Source organism: Shewanella sp. SM23, assembly GCF_025654295.1.
Lineage (GTDB): Bacteria > Pseudomonadota > Gammaproteobacteria > Enterobacterales > Shewanellaceae > Shewanella > Shewanella oncorhynchi.
In genome coordinates this window covers 96452-114455 of sequence record NZ_JAKKRM010000002.1, presented here as the reverse complement: position 1 = coordinate 114455, position 18004 = coordinate 96452, and the positions used below count along the sequence as shown (strand labels likewise).

At 46.9% G+C, this 18004-nt stretch carries 16 protein-coding genes; 5 read left to right on the top strand and 11 right to left on the bottom strand.

What is annotated here, in order from left to right; genetic code table 11:
- Positions 1-618, top strand: coding sequence for a paraquat-inducible protein A (locus L5L98_RS03650; protein ID WP_105252657.1), 618 nt, complete (start codon positions 1-3; stop codon positions 616-618).
- The gene (locus L5L98_RS03645) at positions 605-3244 is read left to right on the top strand and encodes a PqiB family protein (RefSeq protein WP_263138608.1); all 2640 of its coding nucleotides are present in this window, start codon (positions 605-607) and stop codon (positions 3242-3244) included. The genes L5L98_RS03650 and L5L98_RS03645 overlap by 14 nt, the downstream gene beginning before the upstream one ends.
- A 142-nt stretch (positions 3245-3386) precedes the next feature.
- Here the strand turns inward: L5L98_RS03645 and L5L98_RS03640 are convergent, their stop codons facing one another.
- The gene (locus L5L98_RS03640) at positions 3387-4613 is read right to left on the bottom strand and encodes a nucleoside recognition domain-containing protein (protein ID WP_131523339.1); all 1227 of its coding nucleotides are present in this window, start codon (positions 4611-4613) and stop codon (positions 3387-3389) included.
- A 224-nt stretch (positions 4614-4837) separates the two neighbouring features.
- On the opposite strand from L5L98_RS03640, the gene rsmF reads away from it, so the two are divergent.
- A complete protein-coding gene (rsmF, locus tag L5L98_RS03635; RefSeq protein WP_263138605.1) occupies positions 4838-6283 on the top strand; it encodes a 16S rRNA (cytosine(1407)-C(5))-methyltransferase RsmF in 1446 nt (481 codons plus the stop codon).
- A 241-nt stretch (positions 6284-6524) separates the two neighbouring features.
- Here rsmF and L5L98_RS03630 read toward each other — a convergent pair whose 3' ends face one another.
- The 9 genes from L5L98_RS03630 to apbC all read right to left on the bottom strand — a co-directional run bounded on the left by L5L98_RS03630 (position 6525) and on the right by apbC (position 13606).
- A complete protein-coding gene (locus L5L98_RS03630; protein WP_263138603.1) occupies positions 6525-7313 on the bottom strand; it encodes a TatD family hydrolase in 789 nt (262 codons plus the stop codon).
- A 133-nt stretch (positions 7314-7446) separates the two neighbouring features.
- Positions 7447-7773, bottom strand: coding sequence for a PilZ domain-containing protein (locus tag L5L98_RS03625; RefSeq protein WP_028759752.1), 327 nt, complete (start codon positions 7771-7773; stop codon positions 7447-7449).
- A gap of 6 nt (positions 7774-7779) precedes the next feature.
- Positions 7780-8736, bottom strand: a complete 957-nt coding sequence (gene holB / locus L5L98_RS03620; RefSeq protein WP_263138599.1) for a DNA polymerase III subunit delta' — start codon at positions 8734-8736, stop codon at positions 7780-7782.
- Complete coding sequence (gene tmk / locus L5L98_RS03615) at positions 8730-9356, bottom strand: dTMP kinase (RefSeq protein WP_263138597.1); 627 nt, start codon at positions 9354-9356, stop codon at positions 8730-8732. The genes holB and tmk overlap by 7 nt, the downstream gene beginning before the upstream one ends.
- 22 nt (positions 9357-9378) lie before the next feature.
- A complete protein-coding gene (mltG, locus tag L5L98_RS03610; protein WP_263138595.1) occupies positions 9379-10416 on the bottom strand; it encodes an endolytic transglycosylase MltG in 1038 nt (345 codons plus the stop codon).
- Entirely contained in the window at positions 10413-11222 is an 810-nt protein-coding gene (pabC, locus tag L5L98_RS03605) for an aminodeoxychorismate lyase (RefSeq protein ID WP_263138593.1), read from the bottom strand. The genes mltG and pabC overlap by 4 nt, the downstream gene beginning before the upstream one ends.
- Positions 11223-11227: 5 nt before the next feature.
- Positions 11228-11809: a dCTP deaminase gene (gene dcd, locus L5L98_RS03600; RefSeq protein ID WP_028759747.1), complete on the bottom strand. Its 582-nt coding sequence runs from the start codon at positions 11807-11809 to the stop codon at positions 11228-11230.
- 31 nt (positions 11810-11840) lie between these two features.
- On the bottom strand, positions 11841-12479 hold the full coding sequence (udk, locus tag L5L98_RS03595) for a uridine kinase (RefSeq protein WP_028759746.1): 639 nt from the start codon (positions 12477-12479) through the stop codon (positions 11841-11843).
- Between the two features lie 11 nt (positions 12480-12490).
- Positions 12491-13606, bottom strand: a complete 1116-nt coding sequence (gene apbC, locus L5L98_RS03590; RefSeq protein ID WP_006086266.1) for an iron-sulfur cluster carrier protein ApbC — start codon at positions 13604-13606, stop codon at positions 12491-12493.
- A 160-nt stretch (positions 13607-13766) separates the two neighbouring features.
- Here apbC and metG point away from each other — a divergent pair, with 160 nt between their 5' ends.
- Together metG and L5L98_RS03580 are read left to right on the top strand one after the other, a co-directional pair.
- Positions 13767-15836 (top strand): methionine--tRNA ligase, encoded by a 2070-nt coding sequence (gene metG, locus L5L98_RS03585; RefSeq protein ID WP_028759745.1) that lies wholly within the window; start codon positions 13767-13769, stop codon positions 15834-15836.
- A gap of 271 nt (positions 15837-16107) precedes the next feature.
- Positions 16108-17064, top strand: a complete 957-nt coding sequence (locus L5L98_RS03580) for an AEC family transporter (RefSeq protein WP_263138589.1) — start codon at positions 16108-16110, stop codon at positions 17062-17064.
- A 152-nt stretch (positions 17065-17216) separates the two neighbouring features.
- Here the strand turns inward: L5L98_RS03580 and L5L98_RS03575 are convergent, their stop codons facing one another.
- Positions 17217-17969, bottom strand: coding sequence for a Nif3-like dinuclear metal center hexameric protein (locus tag L5L98_RS03575; protein WP_198572314.1), 753 nt, complete (start codon positions 17967-17969; stop codon positions 17217-17219).
- Positions 17970-18004: the final 35 nt, after the last annotated feature.

Sequence of the window (18004 nt, the reverse complement as noted above, 5' to 3'; positions counted from 1 at the left end):
ATGAAACAACAAGGTAAAGATATCGGCCTATGTCTCTGTAAAGTGTGTCGCCAACTCAACAGCAGTGAACTCACGCACTGTCAGCGCTGTGAAACTGAGTTGCACGTCAGGGACTATTCCAGCCTGCAAAAAAGTTGGGCTTTGTTGATTACTGCTGCCATCTTGCTGGTGCCAGCCAACATTTACCCTATTACTATGCTGACCAATCAAGGGCAAGTGCGGCACGACACCATTTTTTCAGGCATTTTGCATTTAGTGCATTCAGATATGCTGCCTATTGCCATCATAGTGTTTACCGCCAGTATTTTAGTACCATGGATTAAAATCATCGGCTTATCCATTTATCTGTGTGCGATCAGCTTTGACATTCCGATTTCAAAAAAGAAATTGATGGTGGGTTTTCACATCATCGAATGGATTGGCCGCTGGTCAATGCTCGATTTATTTGTCATCTCAATCACAGTGGCATTAGTGAACATGGGACAATTACTCGACGCGAAACCTGCGCCTGCGGCTACCGCATTTGCCTTGGTTATTCTGTTAACTCAGTTAGCCGCAAAAGTTTTAGACACTCGTTTACTCTGGGATCGATTGGAACCTCAAGATGACACAAATTGAATCGCCGAAAGTTGTAAAGAAAAAACTCTTTTCGCCCATTTGGCTGCTTCCTATTGTCGCGTTGGCATTAGGTGCTTGGCTGGGCATTAAGAGCATTAAAGAATCGGGGGTTGAAATTCAAATTCACTTTCCGAGCGCCACTGGGATTGATGTGGGTAAAACCTTAGTCAAATACCAAGGTTTGACTGTCGGTAAAGTTAAAGACATTGGCATAGATGAAGATCTCAAAGGCGTGAACGTCAAGGTCATGATGGACTACCGCGCTAAGCCATTCTTGAATAAAGAAACCCTCTTCTGGCTTGTCACACCTAAAGCAAGTATTACAGGTGTTGAAGGCTTAGATGCGCTGTTTTCGGGTAACTATATTGCCATCCAACCAGGGAAAGGTAATGCCTCGACCTTTTTTGAAGCAGAACGCCAACCGCCGCCGATGCAAATCGGCTCAGAAGGTGTGATGGTCGAATTGACCTCCGATAAACTCGGTTCGCTCGATGTTGGCTCGCCAATATTTTTCCGCCAAATCCCTGTGGGTAGCGTGGTCAGCTATCGTTTAGATGGCAATCAAAGAGTCATTATCAGCGCTTTCATTCAAGAGCAATACGCGCGATTAGTGAAGAAAAATTCTCACTTTTGGAATGTTTCTGGCGTCAAAATTGATGCTTCACTAACTGGAGTTAAAGTCAGTTCAGAGAGTTTGGCGTCCATTCTGGCTGGCGGCGTGAGTTTCAGCTCTGACGATAAAGCAGACATAGCTAAAAACGGTGACGTTTTTTCGCTTTATGATTCAGAAACCACCGCCCTTGGCGGCATAGAAATAAACCTAACCATGGCTGATGCTAACGGTGTCGACAAAGGTACCCGCATCGTTTATCGCGGCATGAGCATTGGCAGTATTTTAAGTAAACAACTCACGTCCAATGGTGTTACAGCCGTGGCTAAGTTTGAACCTCAATACGGTTCACTGTTAACTAACGACGGGGTGTTTTGGCTTGAAGGTGCTGATATTTCCCTCTCAGGCATTAAGAATCCAGAACGTTTACTGACAGGTAGCGTGATCAACTTCCTGCCAGGCATAAACACCAAAAGCGCGGTACCAAGCAGCTTTGCCTTACAATCAAAGGCACCTGATTTACTGCAATCGAAGAAGCGTTTCTTGACCTTAACCTCAGCCGAAAACATGGGCATTTCATCGGGCGCTCAAGTTCGCTTCAAGCAAATACCCATCGGTTCAGTGCTTGCGGTTAAGTTAACCAAAGATTTATCGGCAGTGGAATACCAACTAGAGCTACAACCTGAGTTTGCCAGTCTAATACGCAGCGACAGCTATTTTGTGCCTGAGTCAGCATTAACGGTAAACGCATCGTTAGACGGTGTCTCAGTCAAAGCAAGGGATTTTACAACGCTCACTCAAGGTGCCGTTAGCTTGATCCAAGGTCACAGCGACACACCTTTAGCTGCTAACAGCGCTCTGACCCTCTTTAGCTCTGTGGATGCCGCGACAGCTTTTTATGATCGTCAGCAGCAAGTGCATTTAACGTTAATCAGTCAAGATGGCGCCGATGTCAGCCAAGGCTCACCGATTTACTATAAAAAAATGCAAATTGGCACAGTTGACTCAGTGAACTGGCAAAGCAAAACCGAAGACTTCACTATCAAGCTCGCTATCGACAAACAGTTTCAACCCTTGCTGAAAAAGCCAAAAGTATTCTGGCGTAACAGCGCCGTGGATATCAGTGCCAGTCTTGCCGGTATTGATGTCGCCGTTGCCCCGCTACAAGGAGCATTAAAGGGCAGCATCAGTCTGGGACTGCTTGATAGCAATGACAAAGTGAGCAATACAATCCCGTTAAAACTCTATGAGAGCAAGCAGTTGGCATTAACTCAGGCGCAGGCAATTCGCCTCACATTACCCGCCTCCAGCAAGCTTACGGCCAAGGCAGCGATTCGTTATCAAGGTCATCAAGTGGGTGAAGTGTCGCAGGTGAAGCTCAATGCGGATCTCAATACACTCACAGCTAGCGCATATCTCTACGGGGAATATGCCGAACATTTCAGCCGCAGTGACTGTGAATATCATTTAGTGGATGCACAAATTTCTCTGGCGGGGATCAAAGCGCCAGAAACGCTGATCACAGGTCCTTACATAGGAGTCTTACCGGGTAAGAGTAGTCAAAAAGCGACCCAGTTTGTTGCCAACCTCGCTGCCAGCAGCTATGCCAATGTTGCCGAAGATGCGCTGAAATTCATTCTAGAAGATACTAGCCTAGGCTCAATGAAAGTCGGCACACCTATCTTCTTCAGAGGGATTAAAGTCGGTCAAATCGACGGTTATAGCCTATCGACACAGGGGAATAGTGTATTGATGCAGGCCCATATCGAGGCACAGTACAGTCACTTAGTGAATCAAAGCAGTCAGTTCTGGGATGTCTCAGGGATTAAAGTCGATGTTGGCCTCTTCTCAGGTGCCCAAATCGAAGCGGGCTCGCTGGAAACCTTACTCGCTGGCGGCATCAATGTGGCGACTAAGGACACGACTCAAGAGGGTAATCATTTAGCGACGGGCACTGTATTAAGATTGCAACACAAAGCCGAAAACGAATGGCAGCAATGGGCACCAGCCCAGTAATTCTTTTCATCAAAATACTTACACCAACGCACTAATGTTAAAGCTCTTACAAATAAATCAGGCGCATAATGCGCCTGATTTATTTTTAGCTTCTCTCGCAATGTTATTGAGACATTCTAGGTCGCTCAATACTCTAGCCCCCTTATCCATAAAACCAATAACAAACAGCAATCGCGGCGCTGATCCCCGCAAAGTCCGCGGTTAAACCGCAAGCCAAGGCGTGGCGTCCATGGCGAATACCCACAGAACCAAAATACACAGCGAGAACATAGAAAGTGGTTTCAGTGCTACCCTGAAAAATCGCCGCTAATCGACCCGCAAAGGAATCTACTCCGTGGTGATCCATTGTCTCAAGCATCATGGCTCTGGCGCCTGAGCCACTAAAAGGTTTCATCAGCGCGGTCGGCATAGCATCGACAAAACGCGTATCAAAACCTAATATCCGCACACCAGTGGCAATCAAGTGCAACAGATAATCCAAGGCGCCGGATGCACGCAGTAAACCAATCGCTAATAACATAGCAAGCAAATAAGGGATCAACTGGATAGATTGAGCAAAACCCGCCTTCGCCCCTTCAATAAACTCATCATAAACCGCCACCTTGCGAATGCCCGCAACAATCACGAAGGTAAATACCAATAACAGCAAAATACCATTGCCCATTGCCGTCGACACAGTGCCAATGGCCTCAGCACTTAAAGTCATCAGATAAAAACCACTCGCCACTAACCCTGAGAGCATCAAGGCGCCATAACCGAGCACCACTGAGTTTAATAATGAAATTCGCTGCACTAACGCCACAACCAGCAAGCCCGCCAATGTCGATGCCGAAGTAGCCAGTAAAATCGGTAAGAAAATATCTGCAGGCGCAGCGGCACCTTGCTGGGCACGGTAAAGGAATACCGTCACAGGCACTAAGGTCACAGAGGAAGTATTGAGTACTAAAAATAAGATTTGCGCATTAGTCGCCACGGTTTTTAGCGGATTTAAACTCTGTAAATCATGCATCGCCTTTAAACCAAGTGGTGTAGCGGCATTATCTAACCCAAAGATATTCGCTGTTAAATTCATTGTGATACTGCCAAAGGCCGGATGCCCCTTGGGCACTTCAGGCATCAAACGGCGCAGTAATGGCTCAAACACAAAGGCAATAGCGCCGACAACGCCAGCCTTTTCTCCTACCTGCATCAATCCCATCCAGAGGGAAAGCACGCCAATCAGCCCAAGAGAAATTTCAGCGGCAAGCTTAGCACTTGCAAATAAAGCCGCGACCGAAGCCGATAATACTTCTATATGTCCATTGAATAACTGCACTGCTATTGCAAGCAATGCTGTGATAAAAAAAGCCAACCACACGCGATTCAGCACGCTAATCCCCTTATTTTTATTTGTTTTTATTCTATTAGCTCATGGCTACTGAGTGCTAGCTTTATGGCGACTCATTCTGATATCGCTGAAATCGTCAAAGTATAAACATTAAATCACAATAGCAGCCTTGGCTGCTCGGGAGAAAATCTCAGACCCAATAAGGGATTATGATATACTCGCGCCAGTTGATACACAGTCTATTTTCCTATGGTTCAATGAAATCAATGGTCCAATTAAATCAAAATTTTATCGATACAATCACCCAAGAACTCCCCGCCCATTTATCCATGGACGAGTTTATTGCCGCCTGCGACAGGCCGCTTAGACGTTCAATTCGGGTCAATACCTTAAAAATCAGCAGCGACGACTTTAAGACCTTGATGCAACCTAAGGGCTGGACGTTCGATCCTATTCCTTGGTGTGAAGACGGATTTTGGATCAGTTACGACGAAGAAGAACAACTCGGCAATGCCTTAGAGCACATTCAGGGCCTATTCTACATTCAAGAAGCCAGCTCTATGTTGCCGCCGACCGCACTTTTTACACCGAATGCACATTGGCAGTGCGTTCTCGATCTTGCCTCCGCGCCGGGTTCAAAAACCACTCAAATGGCCGCATTAATGCAAAACCAAGGCTTATTAGTGGCAAATGAGTATTCGGCGAGCCGCGTGAAAGTATTGCACGCCAATGTGCTGCGCATGGGTGCGAGCCACTGCGCCCTCACTCATTTCGATGGCCGTGTATTTGGCGAATACCTGTACGAAAGTTTTGATGCCGTGCTTATCGATGCGCCCTGTGGCGGTGAAGGCACAGTGCGTAAAGACGCCGATGCACTAAAACACTGGAGCCTAGACGATGTGCTGGCGATTAGCGAAACCCAAAAAGCCTTAATCGAATCGGCGTTTCTCGCCCTGAAACCCGGTGGCATTTTGGTCTACTCAACCTGCACCTTAAACCGCCTCGAAAACCAAGGCGTGTGCGAGTATTTAAAGCAAGTCTACGGCGATGCGGTGCAATTTGAATCCTTAAGCGATTTATTTGATGGCGCAGATCGAGCTACAACGCCCGAAGGCTTCTTACATGTCTGGCCACAGATTTACGACAGTGAAGGTTTCTTTGTCGCTAAATTGACAAAAACGGCCTCAGTGCCACGGTTACAGCCTGAGCCTAAACTACAGAAAAACTTTCCCTTCACGCCCGCATCAGCGAAACAAGCCCAAGGGATCAAAGACTATTTTCAGCAGGATTTAGGCATCAGCTTACCAGACGAACTCATCATGGTTCGCGATGATGAATTCTGGCTATTTCCGCATGAATTCAACGCTTTTATCGGCCGTATGCGCTTTCAGCGCATTGGTATTAAACTCGCCGATAACAGTAAACACGGCTTTAAAGTCCGCCATGAAGCGATTATTGCATTAGCAGGAAAACAACTCAGCCCAACCGCAAAAACGGTCGATGTGAGCGATGTTGAAGCGAAAGAATATTTGATGGGGCGAGATATTGCCCTAAACACCGCAGTGAAAGCTCAAGGTGAAGTGATCGTCTGTTATAGCGGAGCACCATTAGGCATGGCGAAACATTTAGGCAATAAGTTAAAAAACAACCTACCCAGAGACTTAGTGAAAGATAAAGTGTTACTGCTACCAGAACAGACAAAATCGTTATAATTTCGCTGTTTTTTAGCGATAAATAACCTAAAAAAGGGGAAAGTGAGCGCGACTATAAGACAAAAGCTCGACTACACTGAGTCTATTGTAAAGCGCACTGCATGGCGCTTTCACCTGTAGCGCACGGCTCTTCAACGAGCCATTCCCCTAGGCCCAAACAGCTTTCATCGTTTTGGGCCTTTTTTTATGCCTGTACGCTAACAATCACGCAATCGCATAAAATGGGTCAAAGCACTTGCTGCTAACGGCCAACTAAACGCGCTGCATCTTTGAATAAATTAAAGAAGTTATTGCTGGTGTATTCAGCAAGATCTTCGTAACGCTCACCTCTAAGCTCTGCCACAAACTCAGCCACATCACGCACATAGGCAGGCTGATTCTCTTGTCCACGGTGTGGGATCGGCGCCAAATAAGGCGAATCAGTTTCAACTAGCAGACGATCCTGAGGCACTTTGCGAATAACGGTTCGCAGATCACCCGCATTTTTAAAAGTGACTATGCCTGAAACCGAAATATAAAAGCCGAGATCAATCGCCGCTTTCGCCATCTCCCAGTTCTCGGTAAAGCAATGCAGCACGCCGCCAACGTTATCCGCGTTGCCCTGCTTAAGCATATTGATCGTATCTTCACGTGCATCACGGGTATGGACAATTAAAGGTTTATTCACTTCTACCGCAAGGGCAATCTGCTGCTCAAAACATTGTTGTTGCAACAGCTTAGTGTCGTCTGCATAAAAATAATCTAACCCCGTTTCACCAATCGCGACCACTTTAGGATCGGTGGCAAAGCGGCGGATTTGCTCAACATCGAGGCCTTCTTTAACGTCTAATGGATGCACACCCGATGACAAAAATACCTGTTCGAAGGCTGCAACTTTATCTCGCATCAATTCAAATCCTTGCTGGCGTACATTCACGCACAACATATAGTCCACGCCACGGGCTTTAGCATTAGTAAGAATATGTTCTAAGGTTTGTTGATCAGGCGCCGCTTTGAGGCGATCGAGATGGCAGTGTGAATCAATAAGCACAAGGATTTCCAAGCAGAGTAACAGAGGACGACAAGGATACCCAGCCAAGGGATCGAGGTCAAATTCAACAGAAGTAAATAGTCAGTTTAGGCAGTGATCAGACGTTTAAACCAGAGCAATAATGCAGGCTAACCTACATAGTACAGGTTAAATCGCCAGAGGCGAGTTCGCGGGACAGTAACTTTTCGATATGGTGTTTATGGCTATCTGGCTCAGAAATAATTTTAATGCCAATCCCCACAGGGCGGCCACCCGACGCTCCTAAGGGATTAATCCACACCACAACACCACGAAATTCATTAGTGAGAGTTGCGCCGGGTAAACGATACGCAATCGTCAGCGGTTGGCCAAGATAATGACTTTCACTGGTCGCAATAAATAATCCTGCCGGCTTAATAAAAGGCATATAGGCACGATATAACTGATGTAAAGTATCAAAATTAACGACGAGATCTACCATGGCATATTACTTATTTGTTATCTCTCTATATTCTAAGACATAACTTTGACACAGGGCCAAATAATTGACGCTCGGCATTGTGGTTAAGCTATGACACATTCCCATGATCTTAGCCGCCAAATTCCCGAGCTGCGCATGAACAAACGCATCTTGATGGCTATTTTTCAGTAAAACCTGTCGTATAAGTAGGTACAAAACCTTAAGAACATCAATTATTTGTTGTTCACTTATTATTAACAAACTAGCACACAGATGACCAGACGACAAACTTTGTGCCCAATCTTTGCGAAATTGTAGCAAAGATTGATACCGACTCTGTTGGCTACCCTCAGACCGCAAGCTCTCAGCCAACTTTAACGGCCCACCCACCACACTCAAACACCAAGTTACATCCTCTTGAATACCACATCGCTGGGCAAGCCAGTTTTTGATGACCTCTCGACTCGGAACGACAAAAGGAATGCGTTGACAACGACTGCTAACCGTCGCCATCAAACGTGCAGGCGTATCCGACTGCAAAATCAGTAAGGTGTCTTTACCAGGCTCCTCAAGGGTTTTAAGGAGTGCGTTCGCGGCAGCGGAGTTAAGACGCTCGCTGTGGTGGATAATCGCTACACGCCTGCCACTTTGCTGTGCGGTGGCTGTCAGACGCGTACACAGCTCACGAATTTGATCGACTTTAATTTGATTGCCATCGGCGGCGATATGATAAAAATCAGGATGATTGCCCGCATCATAGAGCTGACAAGACTTACAAAAACCGCACGCTCCCACAGGCGTTGGCTGCAAACACATAGCCGCGCGCGCCATAAACACACTCAGCAACTCACCGCCATAGGCTGAATCAATGCCCACGAGTTGTGCGTGAGGTATTTTTTGACGCGCTAATTGCGCTAAAAATGCCTGCCTTGGCCCTTCGAGCCAAGGTAATTGCTCAGCCGTAAATCCGGACTCGGCTACCATACCATCGCCTGAAGCACGGCTAAGATATCTTTGTGCACTTCGGCCATAGTTTGGCTCGCGTCTATAACCACAATACTGTCGTCTTCGCTGGCAAGTTTGAGATATGTAGCGCGTGCTCGCTCAAAGAAATCAATCGCTTGTTGCTCAATTCTATCAAGCTCACCACGTTTAGCGGCGCGGGTAAGCCCAAGCTTAGGATCTAAATCTAAGTACAAAGTAAGATCGGGTTTAAATCCCTTTAGTGTTGCAGTGCTCACCGCTTCCACTAACGGCATTAAGCCCCTGCCACCACCTTGATAGGCCAATGACGATAGATTGTGTCTGTCACCCAATACCCACTGACCCTTTGCAAGCGCAGGTTTAATGACATTGGCAACCAACTGGGCTCTGGCGGCATAGATGAGTAAACACTCGGCCTCGTCGCACAGGGGATCGGTCGCATCGGCAATTTTGACTAAGTCACGGATACGTTCTGCCAATGGTGTACCGCCCGGTTCGCGGGTGCAAATCGGCGCTTTACCCGTATGCTTTTCAATAAAGTCGCGAATAAGGTTAATCGCACTCGACTTACCTGCGCCTTCTAAGCCTTCAATAACGATAAATTTTGCAAAAACTGACATTGGATTTTCTTTCTCTGCATTTTTACTTTGGTGATTTTTCTGGCGTCGCTGGTTTTGTCTTACGCTGATAGACGTCTACAGCATGATTGTGTTCTTCAAGTGTGGTTGAAAACACATGGGTGCCATCGTTGCGCGATACAAAATAAAGGTAACTCACACTGGCGGGCTTAGACACGGCCATCAATGAGGCTTTACTCGGTGCAGCTATCGGCGTTGGCGGCAATCCAAAGATACGATAAGTATTAAAAGGCGTCTCTTCGACTAAATCTTTGCGGGTGATATTACCCTTATAGCGATCACCCATGCCGTAAATAACGGTCGGATCGGTTTGCAGACGCATACCTAGGTTAAGACGATTAACAAATACACCGGCGATTTGCTCACGCTCATGGGCTTGGCCGGTTTCCTTTTCGACTATCGATGCCAAAATCAGCATTTCATAGGGCGATTTTAACGGCAAATTTGGCGCCCGTTCTGCCCACGCTTTGGCAAGCTCCTGCTCCATCATTTTATAGCTTTGAGTCAGCATGACTTTAGCATCCGCCTCGGCGGTATAATGATAAGTGTCGGGGAAGAATTTTCCTTCAGGCAAACCAGAATCATCGCCTTGTGCCATCAATACCGCTGCAAAAGCTTCTGGTGACATTTGTAAATGCGGAGCACTGGTAAGCTGTTGTTCCCATTCCACAATAGTTTTACCTTCAACTAAGGTCAAACTGAAGGTTTTTACTTTGCCGGCGATCAAATCATTGAGTAAATCAGTAATCGTTTGTGAAGGTGATATTTCATAAAGTCCTGTGCGAATTTTGGCAAGCTCAGGACGGAACTTAAGCAGCCACTTGAGTTTCCACGTATCTTGAATAACGCCGTCATCGGCAAGTTGCTGCGCCAGTTGATTTACACTGGTGCCGCGTTCAACCTTCAACTCTTTAGGCTCGCTGAGACTCAGCGGCGTTTGACTGTATTCGACAACCGTTTGATAGCCCCAAAAGGCAGCCAAACAGACTAAGGTTAGCAAGGTCAACAGGGTTGAACTGGCGATAATAATGATTTTTTTCATAGAGTAAGTGAAAGTGTCTGTCTAAGTTGCGCGGTAATCGGAGCACGGGTGAACTTGAGCGAGTCTATCGCCAGTACATCCACAATCCCTAAAACGCTGTTAGTGATAAACGCTGAGTCAAATTCGATTAAACGCTCTGCGCCAACGGGCAAACATTCGATATTCATGTTCTGTTCAAGCAAGGCCAACATTATCTGTTCGCGCATCACACCCGCCACGCCACACAGGGCTAATGAAGGCGTGATAATGCGATTATCTTTGATAAAGAACAGATTCGCCATCGAAGATTCAATCACATTCTCCTCGATATCTTTGACTAACCAGTCATCAAATCCCTGCGGTAAAGAGTGTGATTTAATCAAAACTTGTTCGAGTCGATTTAAATGCTTCATCCCTGCCAACAGAGGCTGCCCCCCCAATCGTACCGACGAAGTTTTAAGGCTAATCCCCTGTTGCTGCCACTGAGCATAATGGCCGGGGATAGTATGAACTGAGACGATTTCGGTAGAATTAACAGTTTCTGGCGGTGTATAGCCACGGCCACCAGCACCACGGGAAACTATTAACTTAATACAATGATGAGGATATTCAATGGCTAAGGTATTCAGTTGCTGTTGCAATGCTTCACTCATTTGCCATTGAAATCCAAGCCTTGCGGCGCCTGCGGTTAAACGGGCTTGGTGGGCTTCAAAAAACATAATCCCCTCAGCGTCCGTTCGCATCGTTGCAAACAGACCATCACCGTAGGCAAGCCCTCGATCGGAAGGGTCGACACTTGCCTGCGATGCGCCATTCACCCAGAACACGCGTGTTAGTCCTGACTGATACGGCTAGCCACCGCTTCTTGCTGATCTTTGTACTTGGCACTCTTACGAGTGTTATAAGGACGTGCAACCGCATGATTTAAGCGTTCAAAGTTAAGCGCACCTATAGTCATGCGTGGACGCAAAGCTAAAGGTAACTTGCCGCTGTTATAAAACTCGAGCACAATTTTACCTTGCCAACCCGGATCGATACGGTGCGCCGTTACGTGTACCATCAGGCCTAAACGCGCTAGAGACGAACGGCCATCAAGCCAACCGACGATATCAGCAGGTAAAGTTACGCTCTCGTAAGTCACAGCCAAAGCCAATTCGCCAGGATGCAAGAAAAATGCTTCGCCATCGGGGATTTCGATAATCTCACTCATCACCCGATCGAGCGCCGCTTGCATCTCAGCACTTGGACCACTCAAGTCGATAAAAGGCGCGGTATGATCTTTAAAGACGCGAAACTGTCCACCTAAGCGCACATCAACACTGACGCCTGAAATAGCTTCTATGCCTGGGCGAGGTTCTATTACGATAGTGCCGTTATCAAGGGCCTGTTCAATTTCGATATCGGTTAAGCGCATCTTGCCTATTACTCCTTGAGTTTTTATGTCGTTATTTTGCCAGTAAATGTTGGATACGAGTCTTTAAAATATCGGTCGCAATACGATTTTTGCCGCCACGGGGAACGATAATGTCGGCGTATTGTTTCGAGGGTTCGATAAACTGTAAGAACATAGGACGCACGGTTTTCTTGTACTGTGAAATCACAGATTCCATCGTACGGCCGCGCTCGGCCACATCACGGGTTAAGCGACGTAGGAAACAAATGTCCAGCGGCGTGTCCATAAACACACTCGCGTCCATCAGCGCACGTAACTTAGGATCGGTCAGCAATAAGATACCTTCTAAAATGATCACCTTTTTCGGTGTCATCTTTAAGGTTTCTGCAGTACGAGTATGTTCTGTATAGCTATAACAAGGGATATCAACAGCTTCGCCAGACTTGAGCAACTGTAAATGCGTGCACAGCAGTTGATGGTCCAGCGCTTTTGGATGATCGTAATTCGTTAATACCCGTTCATCCATGGATAAATGACTCTGATCGCGATAGTACGCGTCTTCATTAATTACCCCAATTTGATCTGTGCCTAAATCGCGGCGCAATTCGTCAAAAATCGTTTTGGCAATTAAACTTTTGCCCGATGCTGACGCGCCAGCAATTGCAATAATGACACACTGCTGAGAATTCATACCCTTAAACCTTACTCGTCATCTGAAACACTAATAGAAACTGTTTTCTGGCTTTGTTTTAAAGCCAATTCTGCGCCCACTTTACGGGCAATTTCCCGATAAAGAGCTGCGACTTCACTGTCGGGATCGGCAACGACGGTCGGCGCACCATTATCCATGGCTTCACGGATATTGATGTGCAGCGGCAAAGCGCCTAACAGTGGAACTTGATAGCGTTCAGCGATTTTACTGCCGCCGTGTGTTCCAAATGGATGTTCTTTATGACCACACTCAGGACATAAATGGAAACTCATGTTCTCGACAATACCCAGCACAGGAATGTTCACTTTCTGGAACATATTGATGCCCTTCTTGGCATCGGCCAGCGCGATATCCTGCGGTGTAGTCACGATAACAGCGCCGCTCACAGGGACTTTTTGCGATAACGTGAGCTGAATATCCCCTGTGCCTGGTGGCATATCAACGACTAAATAATCCAGTTCTGGCCATTGTGTTTCATTCAGTAACTGGGCCAACGCGCCCGCGGCCATTGGGCCACGCCACACGGCAGCTTCATCACCACTGAGCATAAAACCAATCGACTGCGCGGCAATACCATGGGCACTGGCGGCTGTCATATGTTTGCCATCGGGGGAAAGCGGTCTGAAATTAGGGATACCTAACATCATAGGCACTGACGGGCCGTAAATATCGGCATCGAGAATACCCACCTGCGCACCTTCGGCCGCTAATGCCAAAGCTAAGTTCACCGCTGTGGTTGACTTACCCACGCCGCCCTTACCTGAGGCTACGGCAATCACTTGCTTCACATTGGCAATCGGCGCAATAGAAGATAACGCTGAGTAGGCTTTAGGTTGAAAATCGATTTCACACTCGACTTCATCAATAGCATCGAGCACCGCTAACTTATTCGTCAGCGCCATGACAGTGTCGCGATACTGAGTCATACAAGGGTATGGATAGACTAAGCCAAGCTGCAAACGCTTACCTTCCAATGCCAGCTTATTTACGCATCCTGCGCTCACTAACCCTTTCGCGAGATACGGGTCAACAAATGAATCGAGAATAGCCAGAACTGGCCCGAGAAGATCGTCATTCAGACGATAATCAGTTTGAGTTGAAGACAAAAGAATTACCCCCACCAATAAATTTGCCCAAGTGTACCAGATAATGCAGAAAACATTAGCGCAGATTTAGCTCAATTGGCTCAGGTTTTGATGAAAATCATCCTGTAATCGGTTAGTATCTCTACCAATATTTTTGGCCCACCACGATATTTGAGACAAGATGGCAACTTCACAACGTAAAATTCTCGTGACCAGCGCACTTCCCTATGCAAACGGACCGATACATTTAGGTCACATGCTGGAATACATACAGACAGATATCTGGTCGCGTTATCAAAAGCTTCGTGGACATGAGTGCCACTATATTTGTGCCGATGACGCCCATGGCACGCCAATCATGCTTAAAGCACAGCAATTAGGCATAGCGCCAGAAGACATGATTGCCCAAGTGAACAAAGAACATCAGCAGGATTTTGCCGATTTCAATATCGCCTTCGATAACTATCACAGCACCCACAGTGATGAAAACCGCGTACTGGCGAGTGATATTTATCTCAAGCTACGTGCCAATGGCTATATCAAGAGCAAGAGTATTTCTCAGCTGTTCGATCCTGAGAAATCCATGTTCCTGCCAGACCGCTTCGTAAAAGGCACTTGTCCTAAGTGTAAGTCACCGGACCAATACGGCGATAACTGTGATGCCTGCGGCGCGACTTACAGCCCAACTGAGCTCATCAATCCAAAATCAGCGGTATCGGGTGCGACACCAGTGATGAAAGACACTGAGCACTTTTTCTTCGACCTGCCCGCCTTCGAAGGCATGCTAAAAGAGTGGACTCGCTCTGGTGCCCTGCAAGTCGAAATGGCCAATAAACTCGACGAATGGTTCGAGCAAGGTCTGCAGCAATGGGATATCACCCGTGATGCACCGTATTTTGGTTTCGAAATTCCCGATGCGCCAGGTAAGTATTTCTACGTTTGGCTAGATGCGCCTATCGGTTATATGGGTTCGTTCAAAAACCTCTGTGACAAACGCCCTGAGCTGAGCTTTGAGGAATTCTGGGGCAAAGATTCAACCGCCGAGGTGTATCACTTCATCGGTAAAGACATAGTCTACTTCCACAGTCTGTTTTGGCCAGCCATGTTACACGGCTCAGGTTATCGTCAGCCAAACAGCGTCTATGCCCACGGCTATGTGACGGTCAACGGCGCTAAAATGTCAAAATCCAAAGGCACTTTCATCAAGGCGCGAACTTATTTAGATCATTTAGATCCTGAATATTTACGTTACTACTACGCCGCCAAACTCAGCAGCCGTATCGACGATTTAGATTTAAATCTCGAAGATTTCGCCCAGCGCGTGAATTCAGACTTAGTCGGTAAGCTAGTGAACTTAGCCTCGCGCACCGCAGGTTTTATCACTAAACGTTTCGATGGCAAGCTAGCGAAAATTCACGACACCATCCTGACTGAAGCGTTTCTAGCCAAGCAAGATGTGATTGCCGAATTTTACGAAGGCCGCGAATACGGCAAAGCAATGCGCGAAATCATGGCACTGGCGGATATTGCTAACGGTTTTGTAGCCGATGCAGCACCTTGGCAAATGGTGAAACACGATGATCAACAGGAAGCGGCCCATCAAGTGTGTTCAAATGCCTTGAATCTGTTCCGTATTCTCGTGACGTATCTAAAACCTGTATTGCCACGTTTAGCCCAAGATGTGGAAGCCTTCTTCCAACTACCGCTCACTTGGAATGCATTGAACCAAGATTTAGCGGGTCATGAAATAGCTCCATTCAAAGCTATGATGCAACGTGTTGAGCTCGATAAAGTCAATGCTATGGTTGCCGACTCTAAGGATAACCTGCAAGTCACGGCCGATGAACCAAAGACGGCTGCGCCCGAAAAAACGGTTGAATCATCTAATGTCAGCAGTGAGCCTCTGGTTAACGATCCTATCAGTGAGACCATCAACTTTGATGATTTTGCGAAAATCGACCTGCGTATCGCTCGTATCGTGAAAGCCGAGCATGTTGCTGACGCTGACAAGTTACTCAAGTTACAACTCGACATCGGTGGCGAAACACGCCAAGTGTTTGCTGGGATCAAATCGGCCTATTCGCCAGAAGATCTCGAAGGTAAGTTGACTGTGATGGTCGCTAACTTAGCACCACGTAAGATGCGTTTTGGCATGTCAGAAGGCATGGTTTTGGCCGCTGGCCCTGGTGGCAGCGATCTGTGGATTTTAGAACCCCATGAAGGCGCACAGCCTGGCATGCGGGTTAAGTAATCTGCGCTAGATAACGCTCGAAAAATCAATAAGGCCGCATTTTATGTGGCCTTATTTGTTGGTATCGATTGTTTGAGCCGATTCGTGGTGCCGAGTGTCACTCAGTCTTTTAAAAGACTGAGTTTAAGCCATTTAATTTTAACTGAGTGGTTTAAGAGACCGAGTTAAAACTCGTATTTCTATCGACAAGATATTCACGGCAATGTGACATTCATATCAGTGACAAGTCTAAAATCGACGCAGTGCTAAATGAATAACTCGAGGAGTCGTTATGGGAAATATCGTTGAGCAGTTGCTGTTTTCGGCCTCGATTACGGGCCCAATCTGTTTGATGTTAGCGCTCGGAGTGATCCTAAAACGCACCCAAGTCATCAATGAAAACTTTATTGATGTTGCATCAAGATTAGTCTTTAACGTGACGCTGCCAGCCTTGCTGTTCCTTAGCATCATTAGTTCCAATCACGATCTCGCCTCCAGCGCGCCCTTAATTGGCTATGGTTTAGCAGCCAATTTCCTGTTTTTTCTACTCTCCACCTATGCAACTGGGCGGCTATTTCCCAAGCACAAAGACCAAGGAGTGATCATTCAAGGGGGTTTTCGGGCCAATACCGCCATTATCGGCTTAGCTTATGTTTCCAACGCCTATGGGAGTTCTGGTGTTGCCTTAGCCGCGGTCTATGTTGCCTCGATGACGCTGCTGTATAACATTCAAGCGGTTATTTGCCTAAGCCCTAAAGGCGAAGAATCCAGCCAACGTGCATTTGGCGTGATCATCAAGACCATCACCAAAAACCCGTTGATCATTGCCATTATGGCAGGCATCTTTTTCTATTTGCTTGCTATTCCAGTACCGAAAATGGTGCTCGATGCGGGACAATACTTTGCCAATATGACCCTCCCATTAGCGCTACTGTGTACCGGCGGTTCGCTCGATGTTGGTTCACTCAAACATGAAAAGCATACAACTTGGTTCTCGACCGCATTGAAACTGATCTTTGCCCCGCTTTTTATCACTATTGGGGCCTTGCTGTTGGGTTATCGAGGGATTGAGTTAGCACTGGTTTTTTTAATGAGTTCTGCACCCACCGCAGCCGCAAGCTATGTGATGGCGCGCGCCATGGGTGGCAATGCGCCCCTTGCGGCCAATATTATTGCGCTAACCACAGTCTGCTCGCTGATCACGTGCACCTTAGGCATCTTTGTATTGTCCACTTTGGAGCTGATCTAGCAGCAGCTACGAGCTGATTACACAAACGCTAGAGAAAGGGATTTAAGTGACTATAAGTAATAATAAACCACAATAAAAAAGGCGAGCCATGCTCGCCTTTCGTTTAGGAATAAAACAGTTAGATGGTCATCATAAGCCGCTTTATGAATGGATTAGACCGGATTGGTGATATCCACAAAATGGTGCACGAGATCAAACTCGCGGGCGAGGTGACGGCCTAAGGCTTGAATGCCAAAACGTTCTGTCGCATGGTGCCCAGCCGCAAAATAATGTATGCCCTGCTCTACCGCACTGTGAAACGTTCGCTCGGACACTTCACCACTGATAAACGCATCCACGCCTAAACTCGCCGCAACATCGATATAATCCTGTGCGCCACCAGTACACCAAGCTACATGTTGGATCTTTGCATCGCTATCACCAATGTGCAGTGGGGCTCTGCCTAACGCATTCTCAAGGGTGTGAGAAAATTCGCTAGCACTGACTGCAAGATCAAGTTTTCCACGCCACAGTAGCCCCTGAGCCACCTCTTCGATGGCTTCTGCGTCGATGATCCCAAGCTGTCTCCCCAAAGTCGCGTTATTACCGAGCATTGGGTGAGCATCTAAGGGTAAATGATATCCAAACAAGCTAATATCATGCTTGAGCAGCGCCTTAATTCGGCGTTGTTTCATGCCTGTGATCACTTCAGGCTCATTCTTCCAAAAAAAGCCGTGATGAACCAATATCGCATCGGCGTTTAATCGAATCGCTTCATCGATCAAGGCCTGACACGCTGTCACGCCCGTGACTAAGGTGTGGATCTCATCCTTGCCTTCTACCTGCAGCCCATTGGGTGCGTAATCCTTAAAGGCCGACACATGTAAAAAATCGGCTAAATATTGGCTTAGTTCTGTCCGTGTCATTGCATTACCGTCCGTTACTCTAGATGACCATTTAC

Coding starts and splice junctions, on each gene's coding strand:
- L5L98_RS03650 (WP_105252657.1), top strand. CDS start 1: ATGAAACAACAAGGTAAAGATATCGGCCTATGTCTCTGTAAAGTGTGT.
- L5L98_RS03645 (WP_263138608.1), top strand. CDS start 605: ATGACACAAATTGAATCGCCGAAAGTTGTAAAGAAAAAACTCTTTTCG.
- rsmF (WP_263138605.1), top strand. CDS start 4,838: ATGGTCCAATTAAATCAAAATTTTATCGATACAATCACCCAAGAACTC.
- L5L98_RS03625 (WP_028759752.1), bottom strand. CDS start 7,773: ATGGTAGATCTCGTCGTTAATTTTGATACTTTACATCAGTTATATCGT.
- holB (WP_263138599.1), bottom strand. CDS start 8,736: ATGGTAGCCGAGTCCGGATTTACGGCTGAGCAATTACCTTGGCTCGAA.
- tmk (WP_263138597.1), bottom strand. CDS start 9,356: ATGTCAGTTTTTGCAAAATTTATCGTTATTGAAGGCTTAGAAGGCGCA.
- mltG (WP_263138595.1), bottom strand. CDS start 10,416: ATGAAAAAAATCATTATTATCGCCAGTTCAACCCTGTTGACCTTGCTA.
- dcd (WP_028759747.1), bottom strand. CDS start 11,809: ATGCGCTTAACCGATATCGAAATTGAACAGGCCCTTGATAACGGCACT.
- udk (WP_028759746.1), bottom strand. CDS start 12,479: ATGAATTCTCAGCAGTGTGTCATTATTGCAATTGCTGGCGCGTCAGCA.
- metG (WP_028759745.1), top strand. CDS start 13,767: ATGGCAACTTCACAACGTAAAATTCTCGTGACCAGCGCACTTCCCTAT.
- L5L98_RS03580 (WP_263138589.1), top strand. CDS start 16,108: ATGGGAAATATCGTTGAGCAGTTGCTGTTTTCGGCCTCGATTACGGGC.
- L5L98_RS03575 (WP_198572314.1), bottom strand. CDS start 17,969: ATGACACGGACAGAACTAAGCCAATATTTAGCCGATTTTTTACATGTG.